20 protein-coding genes and 1 riboswitch are annotated in these 17115 nt (G+C 40.0%); of the genes, 4 read left to right on the top strand and 16 right to left on the bottom strand.

The genetic code is table 11. The annotated features are described in order from the left end of the window. Position 1: 1 nt before the first annotated feature. Positions 2-544, bottom strand: coding sequence for a hypothetical protein (locus AB5Z12_RS13180; RefSeq protein ID WP_148462203.1), 543 nt, complete (start codon positions 542-544; stop codon positions 2-4). A gap of 120 nt (positions 545-664) precedes the next feature. Here AB5Z12_RS13180 and AB5Z12_RS13175 point away from each other — a divergent pair, with 120 nt between their 5' ends. Continuing rightward, a complete protein-coding gene (locus AB5Z12_RS13175; protein ID WP_148462202.1) occupies positions 665-1729 on the top strand; it encodes an undecaprenyldiphospho-muramoylpentapeptide beta-N-acetylglucosaminyltransferase in 1065 nt (354 codons plus the stop codon). A 48-nt stretch (positions 1730-1777) separates the two neighbouring features. Here AB5Z12_RS13175 and AB5Z12_RS13170 read toward each other — a convergent pair whose 3' ends face one another. Both AB5Z12_RS13170 and AB5Z12_RS13165 read right to left on the bottom strand, forming a co-directional pair. After that, complete coding sequence (locus AB5Z12_RS13170) at positions 1778-2305, bottom strand: RNA polymerase sigma factor (protein ID WP_173715846.1); 528 nt, start codon at positions 2303-2305, stop codon at positions 1778-1780. Between the two features lie 17 nt (positions 2306-2322). Further along, on the bottom strand, positions 2323-2730 hold the full coding sequence (locus tag AB5Z12_RS13165) for an HIT family protein (protein WP_118578001.1): 408 nt from the start codon (positions 2728-2730) through the stop codon (positions 2323-2325). A 193-nt stretch (positions 2731-2923) separates the two neighbouring features. Between AB5Z12_RS13165 and AB5Z12_RS13160 the strand changes: the two genes are divergently transcribed. Beyond that, positions 2924-3613: a HAMP domain-containing sensor histidine kinase gene (locus tag AB5Z12_RS13160; protein WP_148462200.1), complete on the top strand. Its 690-nt coding sequence runs from the start codon at positions 2924-2926 to the stop codon at positions 3611-3613. On the opposite strand, the gene AB5Z12_RS13155 is transcribed toward AB5Z12_RS13160, so the two are convergent. From AB5Z12_RS13155 to AB5Z12_RS13100, 12 genes are all read right to left on the bottom strand, one after another. Then, entirely contained in the window at positions 3544-4182 is a 639-nt protein-coding gene (locus AB5Z12_RS13155) for a rhomboid family intramembrane serine protease (RefSeq protein ID WP_319017797.1), read from the bottom strand. The genes AB5Z12_RS13160 and AB5Z12_RS13155 overlap by 70 nt on opposite strands. Before the next feature lie 130 nt (positions 4183-4312). After that, a complete protein-coding gene (locus AB5Z12_RS13150) occupies positions 4313-5767 on the bottom strand; it encodes a DUF6382 domain-containing protein (protein WP_148462199.1) in 1455 nt (484 codons plus the stop codon). Positions 5768-5770: 3 nt separating this feature from the next. Further along, a complete protein-coding gene (locus tag AB5Z12_RS13145; protein WP_226840946.1) occupies positions 5771-6205 on the bottom strand; it encodes a TadE/TadG family type IV pilus assembly protein in 435 nt (144 codons plus the stop codon). After that, positions 6202-6612, bottom strand: a complete 411-nt coding sequence (locus AB5Z12_RS13140; protein ID WP_173715845.1) for a prepilin peptidase — start codon at positions 6610-6612, stop codon at positions 6202-6204. The genes AB5Z12_RS13145 and AB5Z12_RS13140 overlap by 4 nt, the downstream gene beginning before the upstream one ends. A 28-nt stretch (positions 6613-6640) precedes the next feature. Beyond that, positions 6641-7438 (bottom strand): hypothetical protein, encoded by a 798-nt coding sequence (locus AB5Z12_RS13135; protein WP_148462197.1) that lies wholly within the window; start codon positions 7436-7438, stop codon positions 6641-6643. 80 nt (positions 7439-7518) lie between these two features. Continuing rightward, positions 7519-9018: a DUF5702 domain-containing protein gene (locus AB5Z12_RS13130; protein ID WP_148462196.1), complete on the bottom strand. Its 1500-nt coding sequence runs from the start codon at positions 9016-9018 to the stop codon at positions 7519-7521. 44 nt (positions 9019-9062) lie between these two features. Next, positions 9063-9242 (bottom strand): Flp1 family type IVb pilin, encoded by a 180-nt coding sequence (locus AB5Z12_RS13125; RefSeq protein ID WP_118578007.1) that lies wholly within the window; start codon positions 9240-9242, stop codon positions 9063-9065. Between the two features lie 79 nt (positions 9243-9321). Then, entirely contained in the window at positions 9322-10338 is a 1017-nt protein-coding gene (locus tag AB5Z12_RS13120; protein ID WP_148462195.1) for a type II secretion system F family protein, read from the bottom strand. A gap of 3 nt (positions 10339-10341) precedes the next feature. After that, the gene (locus AB5Z12_RS13115) at positions 10342-11094 is read right to left on the bottom strand and encodes a type II secretion system F family protein (protein WP_148462194.1); all 753 of its coding nucleotides are present in this window, start codon (positions 11092-11094) and stop codon (positions 10342-10344) included. Next, positions 11091-12284 carry a CpaF family protein gene (locus AB5Z12_RS13110; protein ID WP_148462193.1) on the bottom strand — a complete coding sequence of 398 codons (1194 nt, stop codon included), beginning with the start codon at positions 12282-12284 and terminating at the stop codon, positions 11091-11093. Before AB5Z12_RS13110 ends, AB5Z12_RS13115 begins: the two co-directional genes overlap by 4 nt. Further along, positions 12281-13294 carry a hypothetical protein gene (locus tag AB5Z12_RS13105; RefSeq protein WP_148462192.1) on the bottom strand — a complete coding sequence of 338 codons (1014 nt, stop codon included), beginning with the start codon at positions 13292-13294 and terminating at the stop codon, positions 12281-12283. The genes AB5Z12_RS13110 and AB5Z12_RS13105 overlap by 4 nt, the downstream gene beginning before the upstream one ends. Next, entirely contained in the window at positions 13291-13800 is a 510-nt protein-coding gene (locus tag AB5Z12_RS13100) for a prepilin peptidase (RefSeq protein WP_148462191.1), read from the bottom strand. The genes AB5Z12_RS13105 and AB5Z12_RS13100 overlap by 4 nt, the downstream gene beginning before the upstream one ends. A gap of 275 nt (positions 13801-14075) precedes the next feature. Here AB5Z12_RS13100 and AB5Z12_RS13095 point away from each other — a divergent pair, with 275 nt between their 5' ends. Continuing rightward, positions 14076-14696 (top strand): GDSL-type esterase/lipase family protein, encoded by a 621-nt coding sequence (locus tag AB5Z12_RS13095; RefSeq protein WP_173715842.1) that lies wholly within the window; start codon positions 14076-14078, stop codon positions 14694-14696. 289 nt (positions 14697-14985) lie between these two features. Further along, on the top strand, positions 14986-15741 hold the full coding sequence (locus AB5Z12_RS13090; RefSeq protein WP_118578831.1) for an N-acetyltransferase: 756 nt from the start codon (positions 14986-14988) through the stop codon (positions 15739-15741). 210 nt (positions 15742-15951) lie between these two features. On the opposite strand, the gene AB5Z12_RS13085 is transcribed toward AB5Z12_RS13090, so the two are convergent. Continuing rightward, on the bottom strand, positions 15952-16512 hold the full coding sequence (locus AB5Z12_RS13085) for a folate family ECF transporter S component (RefSeq protein WP_148462189.1): 561 nt from the start codon (positions 16510-16512) through the stop codon (positions 15952-15954). An 86-nt stretch (positions 16513-16598) separates the two neighbouring features. Continuing rightward, positions 16599-16700, bottom strand: a riboswitch (THF riboswitch). Positions 16701-17115: the final 415 nt, after the last annotated feature.

Below are 17115 nucleotides of genomic sequence, written 5' to 3'. Positions count from 1 at the left end.
TTTATGGCATAACATCTTCACTATTTATAATATGCTGAACAGAGCTGACAAATTTCGCTGAATCAGCCTGGCTTGCCATACTTCCGGCAAGAATACCGATTGCAGCAAGAACTGCAATCCCTGCTGCCTTTCCATATTTATACCAGAGTTTATTTTCTTCTTTTTCAAACTGACACAGCTTATCAGAAAATCCTGCAATAAAATCAATTTCCTCAGCTGAACTTTCTGTTGATTGAGCATCTTTTAAATTTTCCTCTTTGGACGCCTCGTTCCGGAATCCTGGAAACTTCACTATTTCAGCAGTCTTTGTATCATTATTCATAGCTTTTGCAGAATTGGCCTCATTTATTTTATCTTCATCCAGTTTGCCTTCTGCTTTCATTTTCTTTAAAAACTGCTGATATGCCTCATCCAGTTCCTCATCCGAAATCTCAAAATCATTTACAGCATTTCCAAGAAGACTTTCTTCTATCATTTTTGCTTCTTTGATCATTTCAGCTTCTAACAGACTGTCGGTTTTCTCTCCTATCTTTTTTTTGTTCATTTTTTTCTCCCAGATTTTTTTCTTTTCTTGACAATTCCCTTTTAGGGGTTCATATTTATTAAATAGGTCGCTATTCACAAAGTGAACTGTAACTATTAAACACTTATTCAGGAGGATCCTATGAAGCATATTATCCTTACCGGCGGTGGTACTGCCGGACATGTTACCCCGAATATTGCTCTGATTCCCGCTTTACAGGAAAAAGGTTATAAAATTTCTTACATCGGCTCCTACAATGGTATTGAAAAACAGCTTATTGAGGAGCTTGGTATTCCTTACTATGGAATTGCTTCCGGTAAATTAAGACGATATTTTGATTTGAAAAACTTTTCAGATCCATTTCGCGTTATAAAAGGCTATTTTCAGGCTAAAAGTCTTATGAAAAAATTAAAGCCTGATGTAGTATTTTCCAAAGGTGGCTTCGTAACAGTACCAGTGGTAATTGCCGCAGGCAAACGCCACATTCCGGCAATCATTCATGAATCTGATATGACTCCGGGACTTGCTAATAAGCTTTGCCTTTCTTCCGCCACAAAAGTCTGCTGTAACTTTCCAGAAACTGTAAATAATCTTCCAAAAGATAAGGCAGTTCTTACAGGTACTCCTATTCGTCAGGAGCTTCTCCATGGTAATAAAGAACACGCCCGCGCATATTGTGGTTTTACTTCAGATAAACCAGTTCTTCTGGTAATTGGCGGCAGTCTGGGTGCTGCTTCTGTAAACGAAAATGTACGAAAAATTCTTCCTGAACTGCTGAAAGAATTCCAGGTTATTCATATTTGCGGCAAGGGAAAAACGGATGAAAGTATCCAGCTGACAGGTTATGTCCAATATGAATATGTTCAGGAACAACTTCCTGACATGTTTGCATTGGCAGATGTAGTAATCTCCCGTGCAGGAGCTAATGCTATCTGTGAACTTGCCGCACTTTCAAAGCCAAATCTCTTAATTCCATTGTCCGCAAAGGCAAGCCGCGGTGATCAGATTCTCAATGCCCGCTCCTTCGAGCGCCAAGGTTACAGTATGGTACTGGAGGAGGAAGAGATTACAGAAGCGTCTCTCTTAGAGGCAATCCGCAAACTCTATCAGGAACGTAATAAATATATTGCGGCTATGTCTGCAGGCAAAAACTTAAATTCTATTCAGCATATTGTGAATCTCATTGAAGAATGTATTCATTCCTGATTTTACACTGCATACCTCTGTTATTTAACAGAGGTATGCTTTTTAATTTTACTCTTTTTCCAGTCTTAAGATTTCTGCTAAAAGCCATTTTCTGGCTCTAAGTACTCTGTTATTTACATTATTTCTTGTATAGCCAAATTCGCGCGCTACTTCTTCAGTAGATACACCTTCCATTACAACTCGCATAAAAATCATATAGTTAATTAAATTTTTCCGGCACAGGCCTTCAAATGCCATTGATAAATATTTCTGTTTTTCCAGCCCCAGTAATGCCGCTTCTGCGCTTTCTGTAGTACGATACTGCAATTCAGCCACATCATTGTCAAACATTACTTCCCGCTTTACATATGATTTTCTCAGGTAGTCCCTTCCTTTATTGGTTGTTTTCCATACCACCAATGCGTGAAGCTTTTCTTCGCTGGAAGCATCCAGTCTCTCTTTTATTTCGTAAAAGTATGAAAATACCTCCTGTGTAACATCCTCGGCTGTAAAACGGCTTTGTACAATTCCATTTGCGATTTTAACAGAGACTTTATAATACCGTCTGTAAAATGTGTTAAATTCTTCGCTATTCATCTTGTGTACCCCGTTTTCTAGCAGCTTTTCAATTTCTCCAGGATTTCATTTTTCACCTCATCCGTTAAAGTTCCAGGTTTCCAGGTAATTCCCACCTGATCTCCTTCATATCTCGGAATCAGATGCATATGAAAATGAAAAACAGTCTGTCCTGCCGGTTCGCCATTATTTTGTACAATGTTAAAACCATCGCACTTTAACGCCTCGGTCATTTTTGTGGCCATTTTCTTTGCCAGAATCATTGCTTTCGCAGCCATATCATCTGATATCTCATAGATATTAGCCGCATGCGCTTTCGGCAAGATCAAGGCATGTCCTTTACTTGCAGGACCCAGATCCAGAATTACTCTGAAGTCTTCATCTTCATACAATGTTGCTGATGGAATCTCTCCGTTTGCAATTTTGCAAAAAATACAATCACTCATAGTCTTATCCTCCCAAATAGAATATATAAATTATACGTCTGATAATAGCGAAAATCACATTTTTTTCCAAAATTTTTTTAAAAAATTTTTTGAACAGTATTTTTTTATTTCTGTCGAATAATCTCGATTTTTTAAGTACGATTTTGTTTGTCATTTGTCCACTTCAATGATACACTTCACTTGAGGTGAGCTTATGAAAAATAATTTAATCTTAAACAAAAAACAGGATGAATTTCATCTGATACTATCACGATTTTCCCATGAGATACGCAATCCCATAGCACTTATTAACAGTGAGATTCAGATGATTGAAGACACACATCCTGAAGTTGTCTCATTTGATTACTGGAATGATATTACAGCTAATCTGGAGTATACCAAAGAATTGTTAAATAATCTTTCGGATTACAATAATGCCCATAAACTTGAACGGAAAAGAACTGCTTTTACTGCCTATCTTAAGGAAATTATTTCCAGTATCCAGCCCACTTACCAGTACCTGGGCATTACCTTAAAAACTGATATTTCGCCCTCACTGCCTGCCCTCTTTATTGATCCCGTTAAATTAAAGCAGGCTTTACTGAATCTGCTCAGAAATGCAGCAGAAGCAATTTCCAGTGCTGATGGAAAAGTAAAATTATGTGCTTTTTCCAGTGACCAAAGGGTACATATTGTCATAACTGACAATGGATGCGGCATACCGGAATCACAGCTGAATGAAATTTTCACTCCATTTGTAACATTCAAAGAGGGTGGAACCGGACTGGGGCTGGCAATCACCAGAGAGATCATCCAGGCTCACAGTGGAAACATTTATGCAGAAATTGAATCCGATGGAGAAACATCCTTCCACATTGTTCTGCCAGAAAAATTTCCCGGATGATAAAGAACTGCCGCCAAGATAAATCCACAAACCATGCCGCCAATATGGGCTGCATTATCTACACCAGTACTTGTAAAACCGAAATACAATGAGAATCCGGCCATGATCATCATCTGTCGTACGGAAATATCCTGAATTCTTCCATGATTTCGAATAACTACATAGAGCATTGCTCCCATTACTGCAAAAACGGCACCAGAGGCACCAGCTGACACTGCATAATCCGCTGATTTCATTTCCATAATAAAAGAAAAAATATTTCCACCAAGACCGCCAAGAAGGTAAATTAAAATAAATTTAATCTTCCCTACAACCGGTTCCAGGCGCTGTCCCAGTACAAAAAGGACAAGCATATTATTGGCAATATGATAAATTCCAAAATGCAGAAACATACAGGTAAATAACCTGTATATCTCTTCATTTTCAAGAATCAGCGGCGGATAGGCGGCTCCACATTCAATCATGTGAGCAGTATTTTCTGATCCGCCGGTAAAATCAACAACAAGAAATATCAATATATTCAGAAGTATAAAAAGAACCGTTATTGGTTCTTTTTTTATTTCTTCCACGCCATCACCTCGATATTTTCAGTCTACTTTCAAGACTGTTTTTGTTACTTTCTGATAATAGAATAAGTATAGCACAATTTCTCTGATACCTCAACAGATCAGACCCGGTAAATTTTTAAAATCTGTTATTTTATTTCAGAAACACATATCTGGCCTGCGCAAAGTCTATCTGATCCTGATCCTGAAGGCAATATTCCTCATCCCCTTTTAAAATTTTGCCATTTACAGATGTTCCATTGCGTGAATTCAAATCCGTAAGATAATATTCTCCCTCCCGTTTCCGTATCTTCGCGTGTATCCGGCTTACTGTAGGAAGTTCGATCACCGCATCCGCTGCATTCTCCATTTTTCCAATTACCGTAAGTTCATTCTGAAGATAAATCGTAGCAAGTTCACCAGGTTCACGGCTTACAAGAGTTGCCGGTCCAGTAACAATATTCGCAGATAACACCACTGTTTCGCCGCAATTTTTTTGTGATATTGATATTTTTTCTTTTTGGTGCAATACTTCTGCTGTATTTTGCATTGAAGTCGTGTTTCTTTCAATGCTATCTTTAAAGTTCACCTTATCTTTTCCTGAGTCTTCACTCACTTTTTTATTTTCTCTTTTATTCTGTATTTCCAGATGTCCCTTTTTCTCATGTCTGATGCAATTCTTATTCTTTATAACGGACACACCCCAGGTACACAACATTCCAATTACCATAATCCCAGCTGCCACTCCCAGAATAACCTGCATAGATACCCTCGGCAGATACCCCAGTGTTTCTGCGGCCACAACCACCAGTGCAAAAAATCCAGCTGCTACACACCAAATCAAAAATCCTTTAGACGTACCCCCAACATCTTTTTTCTTTTTTTCAGATAATTCTTCCTCCCAAAGCAACTCTTCCAGATGTTCTTCCTGAGGCTTTTCCTCTTTTGACTCCCCATAATTTTCAAACAGATCAATTTTCTCACTGCCATCTGAATTACACCTTTTCTCTGTTATGGTGCCTGATTCCTGCAAAATTGAGGAACCAACTGTTTTTTCTATTTCCTCTCTATCCTGATAAAGTTCCTTTTTTATATATTCCAAATGAAAACTGTCTTCCAAAGCTCTTCTGTATATTCCATACCCAAGCATTACAGCCTTTGAGTCTTCATGATCCAGAATCGGAAGAATATACTCTGTCAGTTCCTGAAATTTCTGTCTCACATCTTCATCATATCCAGGAAGATAACAAAAATAGATCTGTCTCTTTTCCACATCTACATACATATACTCCGGCTTCAATACTAACCTACATGGATTCAGCAAATATTCTGACATATCTTCCATCACCTGCACAAATCCACCCAGGATCATCTGAAGATCTTCGTAACCCATTTTCTTTTCTTCATAAAGAGAAAGCAAAGACTGTTTGGAGGTAATGTCATAACACACCATAAACTGTCCATCAACTCCCTGCACTCTGCATTTAAGAATAGATGGAATCGAATTGCCAACCAGCATTCTCATCTGATAAGAAGAAGTATCTGGTTCTTCATTTTCATACAGCACAAGATAATTTCCATTTATATCTCTTTTATATTCTGATTTCATTTTTTACCCCTTCAGCTTATTTGACACCTCAGAAAGTCCCTTTACTTTTCGGATCCAAGTTACCGGTTTTATTACTTTTACACTTCCCTTTACCTGCAAATGACTGTTAAATCCTCCATATACGGAAAACATATCAAGATCATACGTTACCTGCACTTTTTTTCCTTCGCTGACCTGAAGTTTCAGGTTTTTGCTTTCATAAAATCCGGTGTTCCCAAGTTCTTTTCCTTTTTTTAATGCTTTATCACGACTTTTCCCTTCTGGCCGTGCCGTTTCCATACTGCCGTCAAGAGCTGCTTCGTAAGCCGCGGCTGTGAGCCAGACCTTATTATGTACGTAAAAAAACAAATACAAAGTTATCATCACAACCAGCAAAAGCAACGGCATTAAAAGCGCTGCTTCTATTGTCATGCTTCCCTTTTTCATTCTCTTTTTCAATAAATCAAACCTCCAATATAGCCCAACATAAGGAATGGAACGAAAGGCATCTCAGTCTTTTTCCCTTTGCCTGATAGAAATAACACCACAATCCCCCAAAAACAGCAGCAAAAAAGTCCCAATAAAAATGCTGACAAAAGTTCCTCAAAAGACAGTACTGTTCCAAGCGACAGAAATAAAAGACCATCTCCCATCCCAACAGCGCCTTTCGAGATAATACTGAGCCCGATCACAGCGGCTCCCATACAGACATTCCATACCAGATCCATACTCACATTTCCAAGAAAGCAGACTCTTACCATTCCCACAATTCCAAATACACCAATTGACAAAAGTGAAACTTCTCTTGTACGTATATCTTTCCAACTGTTAATTCCAAGAAATGCAAGAATGCAAATTCGTTCCATTATTTTATTCCCCTTCCAGTTCTTCTTATTAACCACATCGTTTACATGCATGCAGATTACCAGCTTCCGACTCTTTTACCAGACGTACGGACCTTTTTAAGCCGCTGCAATTTTTGTCATTATGATAACGATTTCCAGATTTTGTGATATAAACTGTACTTTCTGGGGCTTGCCCTCTACTGCAGCTTTCACATGCATGATATTTCTCTCCATTTTCATTTCGTCTGGAAGAAACATTTCCACCCGACACTTTAGTAACCGACAAATTAAGGTGACTGCAATTCAGCTTTTTGTGATACACCGAACCTGAAACCGTTACATACACCATATTTTCCGGTTTTTTATTCTCTTCACTATTCCCATTTCCTCTGTCCGCGCCAGTCCAGGCATGAACCCTCACCTTGTTATACTGCCATTTAGCCGGAAGCGGTATCAATCCGCCAATTGGCTTGTATTTGTAAACATCAGGAAGCGTAATTTCTTCTACTCCGTCGCCTCCCACCACATACGCATACATTCCGGCTTCCTTTGCACTCTGGCACAGTTTGCTCAAGTGTTCCGTCTGAATTCTGTATACATCCATAAAATGTATCATTGTTACCATTCCAAAGAAAAAGAGTGGAAGGGCAAAGGCCGCTTCTATCGTGAGACTGGCTTTTTTTACCTGCTCTTTTATTTCTTTCCCAAAGGCGCACAAAGACACTTTTCCGAAAAGACTTCTGGCAGAAAACGGGGACTTTCTGACAGATCGGATTCCCAGAGAACTCTTCCTTCTTGTTCTGCTCCTTAGAGCCTGTATATCTTTTCTCTTTTTTCTTTTAATCAATTTTCCATCTCCTTTCCGGGAAAGCATCCTTCTGCGCCTTTCTTATATAGTAATATGGCAAAAGACAATCTATTTTCCAGCTAAATATAGTGATATTCCCGCGTTACGGTAAACACTTTTCTTTTATTTGCCTTTACATCCACAGAAGCCTCCAGTGCAGTAATGCAATGATCCAGACAAAATTCATTCCAGTCTTCCATCTCCCGAAACGAACTTTCAATCATATCCATACCCCCTTTAACTTTTTGTGCCTTTAAAGTTGTCAATAAAAATATCTGCAAATAATCCTCATAGGACAACCCGTTTACATCGTTTTGCCGGTCCGTATCCAGCTTATCTACCAATGCCGGCAGCCCCTGCAACGACAGTTGCCAGTTAGATGCATTCTTAGTTAAAGGTACTTTTCCGCCGGCAAATAGCTCTCTTACATCCAGAATGCTTTCAGCAAAAGCCCAGCATAGGATCAGCGCACCTTCAATCACCACAACTGCCGGTGGAATAAGAAATGCGGCTGCAATTGCCGCTGCCATGGCATGAATCTGCCCCATCATAAGCGCATCTGAAACCAGATATGCAACATTAAGTCCTTCCCGAACCATCAAAAGTTTTTTCGCTACATCTTTCAAATTTGCCGCATCACTGTTTTTCTTTCCAATAATGTACTCAATCTGATAGCTCAAGCCGCTCTTTCCTGGTTCTATATAGTTTCCCAGTTTTTCCATGAGATATTGCTGATACAAAACCTGGGAGAGCATACTTCCATCTGCTTTTACGGAATCCTCCATTGCCAATCCTGTTTCAAGTTTTCTTCCTGAAACCAATTCTTTAGTTTTTACCTTTTTGTCAGAAACTTCTTTTCCAAAAGGAAGGACCAGATCCAGAAGTCCCATTTTTCGTACTTTTCGAATTGTTGGAATAGGATTTTCAACTTTTGCAGGAGGCTTCTTTTCTGTCACAGACGGAAGCATTTTCCCATCTGTAAACCCATCTTGCCCATTCTGCTGTTCCTGTTTCTTTTTTTCTTCCAGCAAAGCCTGACTTTTTTGTTGTGCAGAGTCCATTTCACTTTCATAATTTTCAATGGTTCCTTTACTTTCTATCTCATTTCCTTGTCGCTCCGCTTCAATTGTCTTTTTCTGCATATTTTGAATTTTGTTTAAAAGGAGCTTTGCCCCATGGCTTCCAAGAGTTTCTTTCATGTATTGGACTGCCTGCTGATAAAAGACTTCACCTTCTGAATCTGTCATCAGAAGATAACCGGAAATGCCACCCTGCTGTACTGACAATTTCTGACTATTTTGCTTCATCACAGGCTTCATATAAGATTCCAGATTATCATATATAGAGGCCAGATTCATTTCCTTTCCCCCACAGGCTCCGTCAACAGCGAACAAGTCAAAATCCTTTAAAAAGGACTTGTTATATTGTCCAAATAAAGAATACAGTCCAATATCCATCCCATTCAAAATCTGAGTTCTGGCCGCAGCCATTCTTGCTGACTCGAGTCCTGAGCTCAGCAGGGACAGAATAAGTCCAAGGGTTAAGGCCAGAAAAACAGTAATACTTCCTCTTTTTACCATGGCGCACCTCTCCTTTTCAAATCATTTTGTTAGTTGGAAATCATTTAAATAGAATTACTTTGCTTTGTGATCTTTGACAGAATATTCTTCACAAGACTGGTCAACTGGTCTTTAAAAATCATGACCAGTGCAATAAGAACTACAAGGATCAGAATAATTTCCACAACGCCTACAGCATCTTCTTCCCACAAAAACTCTCTCATCAGTCTGCGCAGTTCACTCATATTTCTCACCTCCCTCAGCCTGAAAAATTTCCTTTGGCACTTTTCTTTTTAAATATGAAAATCAGCCTCCGGATTGGATTTATCCATAAAAGGACAGACAGGCCGGCAGCATAACAATAGCCATTACAACGCCAAGCATCAGTATCATTGGAAATAACAATTTGGTAGTTGCCGCTTCTCCTTGAACTTTTGCTTTTCTTTTCCTGTCATCCCAGGCTTCCACAGATTCTTTTTCCAGCATTTCTCCCATATGGCGGCTGCCTTTCTGAAGATTCTGGATCAATAATGTTGCAAATGTTTTATACTTTACATGTCCGCACCTTTCACCAAAGCGGCGATAGGCTTCCATTTCTGAAATTCCACTCTCCATTTCATGGCAGGCAGTAACAAGCTCTTCATACGCAATGCGTTTTTCATTTTTGTTTTTATAATCCGAAGCCATCTTCCTAAACGTATTTCGAACAGTCATTCCAGCCTGCACCAACAAGGTGAACTTCATGATCAGTCCCGGATAGTCCATCATCAATTCTTCATATCTTTTCGTTCTGGCTTTCTGCTCTTCTCGCGCAATTATAACAATCATGACAAATGCTGCTGCAAGAAAAATTGCTGCCAACATATTTCCGGTAGTATCATAAGGTGTTTTCCACTCCAGTTTTCTTCCTTCCCAGTCAGATGGAAGATAGTAATACTCAGCGTCTTCCAGTTCGCTGTTATAATTTGCTACAAATTCCAGAAGCTTCTGTTCTTCAGCTTCCTCTTTCGTCAGCACTTCCTGCTGCCCGGTATCTTCCTTTTCCAGTTCTTTTTCCGGGATCTGTACATAGACACTGCCTGTTTCTTCTCCTTCCACGGATACCATAAATTTTTCTTCATAAGCGTTTTCCTCCTTTTTCAACTCATAACCATCTTCAAATACCTGTCCGCCACCTTTTGTCCAAGTCAGCAATCCTCCTGTTATATTTCCTGCCAGAGCAACCACAAGAAACATCTTTCTGCCTTTTGCCGTACCAATGTTTTCTACATGGATCCAGCCTAAAGTACTGCATACGGTCAAAAGCAATAATATAACAAAAATGACAATATGGAGCCACATCCACTACACCTCGATTTCCACAATTCTTTTTCCCATCCAGTAAGCAGCTCCATATACTGCAAGGCAGACTGTCATCGCACAGATTCCAAACGGATTTCCATAGAGAATATCCAGAAACCCCGGTGATGCCAGCTGCAGATAAAGAATAATTCCTGCCGGCATAAGGCTCATAATCATCTGTTCCGACTTCTTCGCAGCCAGAGTCGCTTCAATTTCTTTTTTTACATCAATCTTATCGCCCAGCATTCGAGCCACTTTCTGAATTACATTTCCAAGATCGCCACCGCTTCTTTTTGCTGTATACAAAACTGAAGCAAAATTTTCAATATCCTCAACCTTACAGCGCTGTCCAAGATCCAGAAATAATTCCTCTACCGGCACACTCACCCTTTGTTGTGTCTCTATATAACGAAATTCAGCTACAATATCTTCATTCTTCGGATATAGCTGTTCTAAATCACGCACACAGGCAGAAACTGCATTTTCCACAGAATATCCAGCCTGTACCGCCACACTCATAGAATTCAATGCATCCCGAAACTGATAATTAAGGCGCCGTTTTCTTTCTCTGATCATCTGTTTCTTCTTCCACCTCAGAAAGAACACAGAAACCGGAACCACAAGCAACATTACCCAAGGTGTTTGATAGAATAAATAATCTACAGCACCACACAATGCTGCACTTTCTCCTATATATTTCAAAATTTCTTTCTGAGAATATCTGTATTTTCCATAATCAACTTTCTGCCTGATCATAATTTTACCCCCGCCCGTTCCAGTTTTTCTCTGTGCAGGAGGGGCTCCACAGGCACCAGACCACACCCATCCTGCCATTGATACAATGGTTGTATCCTGATTTCACCATCCGCATACGCACATACTTCTGAAACTTCCAGAAGTTTTCTTGATTTGTCGCGCATACGTCCCAGATGCACCAGAATATCTACGCCAGAGGCGATCTGCCTTCTTACCGCCTGAAGCGGCAGATCCAGTTCCGCCATCAATGTCATTATTTCCAGTCTGGCCAGCATATCACGGCAACTGTTTGCATGAGCTGTTCCAAGACTGCCTTCATGCCCGGTGTTCAGTGCCTGAAGCATATCCATAGCTTCCCCGCCCCGTACTTCTCCTACGATTATTCGATCCGGTCTCATACGAAGTGCAGACTTAATAAGATCTCTTATACTTACTCCCGGTGCTCCGTTTATGGTCGCTGCCCGGGCTTCAAGGCGCACCAGATTTGCAATTCCCTGAAGCTTCAGTTCTGCATTATCCTCAATAGTGATAATCCGTTCATCTTTTGGTATGTACTCTGACAAAGCTCCCAGAAATGTGGTCTTCCCACTTCCCGTTCCTCCTCCAATTACAATCGAATACCGGGCCCTTACCAGTTTTTCCAAAAAGGACGCGCACTCTGGGGTTATACTTCCCAGTTCAATCAGCTTTTCCATGGTAATAGGAGTATCTGGAAAACGCCTTATTGTCAGAATTGGACCATTTAATGCTATCGGAGCCACAACCACATTGACTCTGGCGCCATTTTCCAGTCTGGCATCTACTATAGGAGATGATTCATTCACAATGCGATTGCATTTTCCCACTATCTGTTGTATCACATCCTCCAGCTTTTCCTGATCTGTAAAAGACTTCGGCCACCTTGTCAGTTTTCCTTTTCGTTCTACGAAAATAGAATCCGGACCATTCACCATAATCTCAGTTACAGTTTCATCTTCGATCAATTCCTGTAATACATCAAGCTTCCTGACGGAATAAAACAGTTCCTGGCGAAGCTGCACTTTTTCTTTCAGGCTCACTCCTGATTCCCGCAGAGTATTTACGATCAGCTCATCAATCGTTTCCAGAATTTCCTGGTCTGTAAGTTCCCGGTAAACATCCAGCTTCTCCATGAGCATTTGTCTCAGTTTGCGAAAGATTTCCTGACTCATTCCTTTTCCTTTCTCAGAATTTCCCTGACATAATCTCCAAGTTCACTCCACAACAGCCCTTCAATATAATTCTCCGGTGCCACGTTTCCTCCATGAAAAGGTGGGCGTACCTTTACAGTTCTGGTAAGAATCTGCGGATAATCCCAGATTCTTACCAGGTTTTCGAATTGGGCAATCTTGGATATGGATACCGGATCAGACAGCACTGGCATATAAATTCTCCGGCACATATCCAGAACTTGAAAAGTCCCATCCACTGCCCCTCCAATATCCAGAATCACAAATTCATAATTACTGTGAAGCACAATCTCCTGTATCAGTTTTTCCCAGTCTTCCCATGCAGTTCCTCGTATATCCTCTGGCGTACGTACAGGCGGAATGAAATCCAGATTGTTTATTGTCTGTACCATACTGTTCATCTTATAAATCAGATTTCCATTTTCCTGCCGTACAAAATAAAGAAGATCACTTAAATTCTGTGCGAACCCTTTTCCCAACATTTCTTCAAAACCGGAGTATTCCTCCAGATTCAGATAAAGAACGGCTCTTTCTTTTGCCAGAATCTGTCCTAATGTAAGTGCAAACGATGTTTTCAGGCAACGCCCCAAAGGAGAATATACTGCATAAATTTCCGTGGTCTTTTTCAGTACAGGAAAAACAGCCGGGGCTACTGCTTTCTCGGCTCCGTAACACGCCATCACTTCCCGCACAACATCTGAAGAGGCCTGATATTTATACACACTTGGATAACGGTCCAGATCCGGTGGGTGCACGCCTTCCGAAAGTATAACAATTTTACCAATTTCCAATTCCTGTACCTGACGGCACATAGCCTTCTGGGAAATCAGCAGCAACTCTATGTGATTCATTTTCCCATAGGCGATCAGACTCTCTACGTTGGTAAATGCCTGAATCTCAAATGGGATATTTTTCTTATGATTAAGATAATCCATAAAATTCAAGGCATAATCCACCTCAAGATCACAGACAGCAAAAATATTCTTCTTCAATAGACACCTCCCGCATAAAGCAATGCACTTAAAAATATAGGAACTGTGAAATGAAAGTTTTCCAACGGCATACCGCTTTTGTAATAGGGTTCTCTTTTTCCTGTTTTGAAATAAGCACTGATGTAATGTAATAAGTAAAGAATTCGCTGGCAGACAATGCCGCTTGAAATCATAAGAGCAGCTGATATGACAGCTCCAATCAGAAAGGAATAGGAAATGCAATTGAGAATTTTCGTCGGTCCGATCATGCTTCCAATAACACTCAAAAGCTTGATGTCTCCGGCTCCCAGCATTCTGAATATGAATAAAATTCCCAGAATCAGTATCGGTACCAGCAGACCGCATATCCAGGTTCCAAGACTGCTAACATCCATTTTCCATATTCGCGTAAACAAACTGACCAGTACACAAAAAAGCAGCCAGCCATTGTCTACCTTCGCTCTCTGAATATCCATCAGAGCGGCACAGCCTGCCGCTATCGCAGGAAATATTCTGTAAAAAAGCATAGACGTACCATCCCTTCTTTTACATAGTGTTCACTAATAACAGGAGGCTATCTTGAAGTATTTTAGAGCCTGTTTGAGAAAGGCTTTCTGTATTTTATCTTTCGTAGAATAGGGAATAGTCAATCTGAAAAGATGACCTTCGATACCAGATGACTTCTGGTGAGTCTTATTATAGGTGCTCCATCACCATTTGTCCAGTCTTTTTTTTACAAATTTTTCTAAAAAAACTATAAACCTTTTTGTTCTTGCAGTATAATATTAACGGAGGTAAAATTATGACAATATTAACATGTCTTGGTGACAGCATCACCGATTGTGATCACTGCTTTTCCAGAGATTCCCTTGGCAATGGCTATGTGAAAATACTGTCAGACCGTTTTGAAAGGGACGACTCAGACTATCAGGTGCGCAATTATGGCACTGACGGCTTTACTATAAACAGACTTCTGCAGAGAATTCAGGGTGATTCTGATTTTACAAGTGATATTATAACAATTTTAATCGGAATCAATGATATTGGATTAATAATAAATACGGACAGAACACCGTTTCAGCAGAGGAATATGCTTGTTTCTTTTTACAAATGTTATGCAGACCTTATAACAATATTAACAAAATCAAACTCGCGTATTATTTTAATGGAGCCCTTTCTTTTTCCCTGGCCTGCCTGTTATAGAACCTGGCTTCCTTTTCGCCAGAAAATATCACAAATGATCCACCAGCTATCAGAACAGTTTCAAATTCCTTATCTTACATTGCATGAGGAATTGAATGAAAAGGCGCGTCGTTATGGATATTCAGAAATTACTACAGATGGGATTCACCTTACTGAGCAGGGACAAAAATTTCTGGCAGACAGATTGTATAAATTAATTTGCGGCTATTCACCGTACTAGTACATCGTTTTCGAAATAACTATACCACTCACTTGTCTGTGAATCCGATTGCACAGGTATAAAAGCCTCGGCGTAGCCCGCTACGCCTGCGTTTTTATACCTGCACACTCGAATTCACATCCTACGCGATTGGTATAGTTATTTACGAAACGATGTACTAGAGCGTGTTTGAAAAAGGCTTTCTGCAAGATGTGTAAAAAGCAATCTGTCTTATAACAGACTATTTTCAGTTGCATTGCTGGATACAATTATGTATAATGACCCTAAACTTATAAAAGAAGGTTTTTTTATGGATAAAATCATTAAAGAAATTGAAGATATGTCACTAAATGCATGGCCCTCCCATAAAATGGAGCTTTATGATGGATGGATTCTCCGTTTTTCCTATTTTTATACACATAGAACAAACAGTGTGGAGCAGTTCGGAACTTCTACCCTTTCCTGGAGGGAAAAGGTTTCTTTCTGCGAAGCAGAGTATGCCCGACTGGGCAGCCCTGCAATTTTTAAGATCAGTCCTCTGGTTTCTCCGGATTTTGATTATCTTCTGGAAAACCGCAACTACGAAATCCAGCATACAACAAATGTTATGGCAGCCTCACTGGATGGAGCAGATCTTTCTGCGCCTTGCGATCTGGTAACTCTTACTGACGATATTCCAGATATTTGGATTGAAAGTCTTTTTGATCTGAAAGGCACCATTAATCCTGTTCACCGTGCTGTAGTTCCATCCATGTATCATGCCATCGTAAAAGACACCGTATGCGCCTCCATCTGGAGTAACGGAAAAATTATTGCAACCGGGCTTGGAATTCTGGATCGAAATTATATTGGATTGTACGCTATCCATGTTCGCGAAGATTTCAGACACAAGGGTTATGCTCGTCAGATTTGTACTGCGCTTCTAAAAGAAGGAAAAAAGAAAGGCGCAACTAAGGCCTATCTTCAGGTAGTAGAGGGAAACACTCCCGCACGTAATCTTTATGAATCACTTGGACTTCATTATCTCTACACCTATTGGTTCCGGGTTCAGACACATACAAACTGAAAACTTTTCAGAGCATGTTTAAAAAAGGCTGCGATCAGTGTTTATCCTGATCACAGCCTTTTATTTGGGAATCGTATTTTTTGACTTATTCAACAAGTTGATTTCTCAAACAATCAACTTTCCAGTAAGTGCATTGCTTCATAATCCATCTTATGCCATATTATTTAATTTTGGGTTTTGTATATAATTCAGATCCTGGACTGCTGCCATTTATACGGTCTTCTTCTCCAGCTTAGCAGGTCTTATGTTTCCTACAACCATGCCTGTAAGCGGGCTGAAATAAAGAAGACTGGTAAGTACGCAGTAGATTGGAGTCATGATTGCAAACTGTACAAGACGTCCTGGCATAATTGCATAGAAGTTTGCTCCGATCATTACCAGTCCTGCAGTGGTCAGTCCAAGTGTTCCCACTACGCCAGAGACTGCAATTGCGACACACATAACAACAGTCTTTACTTTTCTGTTCTTTTCAGCCATTAGTTTTCCAGCCAGTCCGGGGATCACACCCCAGGCAACTGCAGATAAAGTGATCAGTGGATTAACTCCATAGCCTTTCATAAAACATCCAATGATATCGGCAACAGCACCTTCTACGCCACCAGCTACAGGCCCCATCCAAAGACCTGCCAATACAGTGGCAACCGTTCCCAATGTAATTCGATATACACCAAGATCAATTACCAGAACGCGTGACAGCACAAGCTGGATTGCTACCAGCAGTGCAAGGAATACAAGAGTCTTAACACTCCATGTCTGTTTGTTTTTATGCATAAAAAAAACACCTCCATAATGATTAAAATAACAGAGTAGTTACCATAAATAATAATCCCTCCACATTATGAGATGTTCTCACATGTAGCAACGGGTGCGGAAAATATATCGTAAACAGTCCTGCTGCTTTTCGTTTCACGGCGACTCCCCAGCCAATGAACACTTGACGCATAAATTCCTACTTCGCTATTATTTATTTAAAATGATTATAGCACAAAATATAGAAATTTCAATATGTATTTGTTATAATATTCACATAAATAAATTAATCGTTACTGTTCACTGACAAATGTTTGTGCATACTCTCCTCTTTTTCGCATATTCTAAGAATATCTTCCCTTATATAGGAAAAATATTTGACAAAAAGGAGTGTTTCTATGAATATAAAATCCACAAACAAATCATCCTGCCAAAAACAGTCGCCACTACAGAATCCTTACAATGTTTTTTATAATAATTACATGAATACAAATGCTACTACAGAATGTACAGGACTTGGCTATCGTATGCCAGATAACTCGGAGGAATGGAATGCATGCCGAGAGGTTTTCGATTTTCTTCCTGTACCATTTCCGGATTCGGAGGATACAAAGCAACAATGAA

Origin of the sequence: Ruminococcus sp. RTP21358st1_G6_RTP21358_211008, from assembly GCF_040908885.1 — a bacterium.
Taxonomy (GTDB): Bacteria; Bacillota; Clostridia; order Lachnospirales; family Lachnospiraceae; genus Blautia_A; species Blautia_A faecis.
The sequence above is the reverse complement of the archived record's forward strand: the minus strand, read 5'-3'. Positions and strand labels throughout refer to the sequence as shown.

Bases quoted from the DNA above. Each gene is read 5' to 3' on its own strand.
- AB5Z12_RS13180 (WP_148462203.1), bottom strand. From the start codon at position 544: ATGAACAAAAAAAAGATAGGAGAGAAAACCGACAGTCTGTTAGAAGCT.
- AB5Z12_RS13175 (WP_148462202.1), top strand. From the start codon at position 665: ATGAAGCATATTATCCTTACCGGCGGTGGTACTGCCGGACATGTTACC.
- AB5Z12_RS13170 (WP_173715846.1), bottom strand. From the start codon at position 2,305: ATGAATAGCGAAGAATTTAACACATTTTACAGACGGTATTATAAAGTC.
- AB5Z12_RS13165 (WP_118578001.1), bottom strand. From the start codon at position 2,730: ATGAGTGATTGTATTTTTTGCAAAATTGCAAACGGAGAGATTCCATCA.
- AB5Z12_RS13160 (WP_148462200.1), top strand. From the start codon at position 2,924: ATGAAAAATAATTTAATCTTAAACAAAAAACAGGATGAATTTCATCTG.
- AB5Z12_RS13150 (WP_148462199.1), bottom strand. From the start codon at position 5,767: ATGAAATCAGAATATAAAAGAGATATAAATGGAAATTATCTTGTGCTG.
- AB5Z12_RS13140 (WP_173715845.1), bottom strand. From the start codon at position 6,612: ATGGAACGAATTTGCATTCTTGCATTTCTTGGAATTAACAGTTGGAAA.
- AB5Z12_RS13130 (WP_148462196.1), bottom strand. From the start codon at position 9,018: ATGGTAAAAAGAGGAAGTATTACTGTTTTTCTGGCCTTAACCCTTGGA.
- AB5Z12_RS13125 (WP_118578007.1), bottom strand. From the start codon at position 9,242: ATGAGTGAACTGCGCAGACTGATGAGAGAGTTTTTGTGGGAAGAAGAT.
- AB5Z12_RS13120 (WP_148462195.1), bottom strand. From the start codon at position 10,338: ATGTGGCTCCATATTGTCATTTTTGTTATATTATTGCTTTTGACCGTA.
- AB5Z12_RS13115 (WP_148462194.1), bottom strand. From the start codon at position 11,094: ATGATCAGGCAGAAAGTTGATTATGGAAAATACAGATATTCTCAGAAA.
- AB5Z12_RS13110 (WP_148462193.1), bottom strand. From the start codon at position 12,284: ATGAGTCAGGAAATCTTTCGCAAACTGAGACAAATGCTCATGGAGAAG.
- AB5Z12_RS13100 (WP_148462191.1), bottom strand. From the start codon at position 13,800: ATGCTTTTTTACAGAATATTTCCTGCGATAGCGGCAGGCTGTGCCGCT.
- AB5Z12_RS13095 (WP_173715842.1), top strand. From the start codon at position 14,076: ATGACAATATTAACATGTCTTGGTGACAGCATCACCGATTGTGATCAC.
- AB5Z12_RS13090 (WP_118578831.1), top strand. From the start codon at position 14,986: ATGGATAAAATCATTAAAGAAATTGAAGATATGTCACTAAATGCATGG.
- AB5Z12_RS13085 (WP_148462189.1), bottom strand. From the start codon at position 16,512: ATGCATAAAAACAAACAGACATGGAGTGTTAAGACTCTTGTATTCCTT.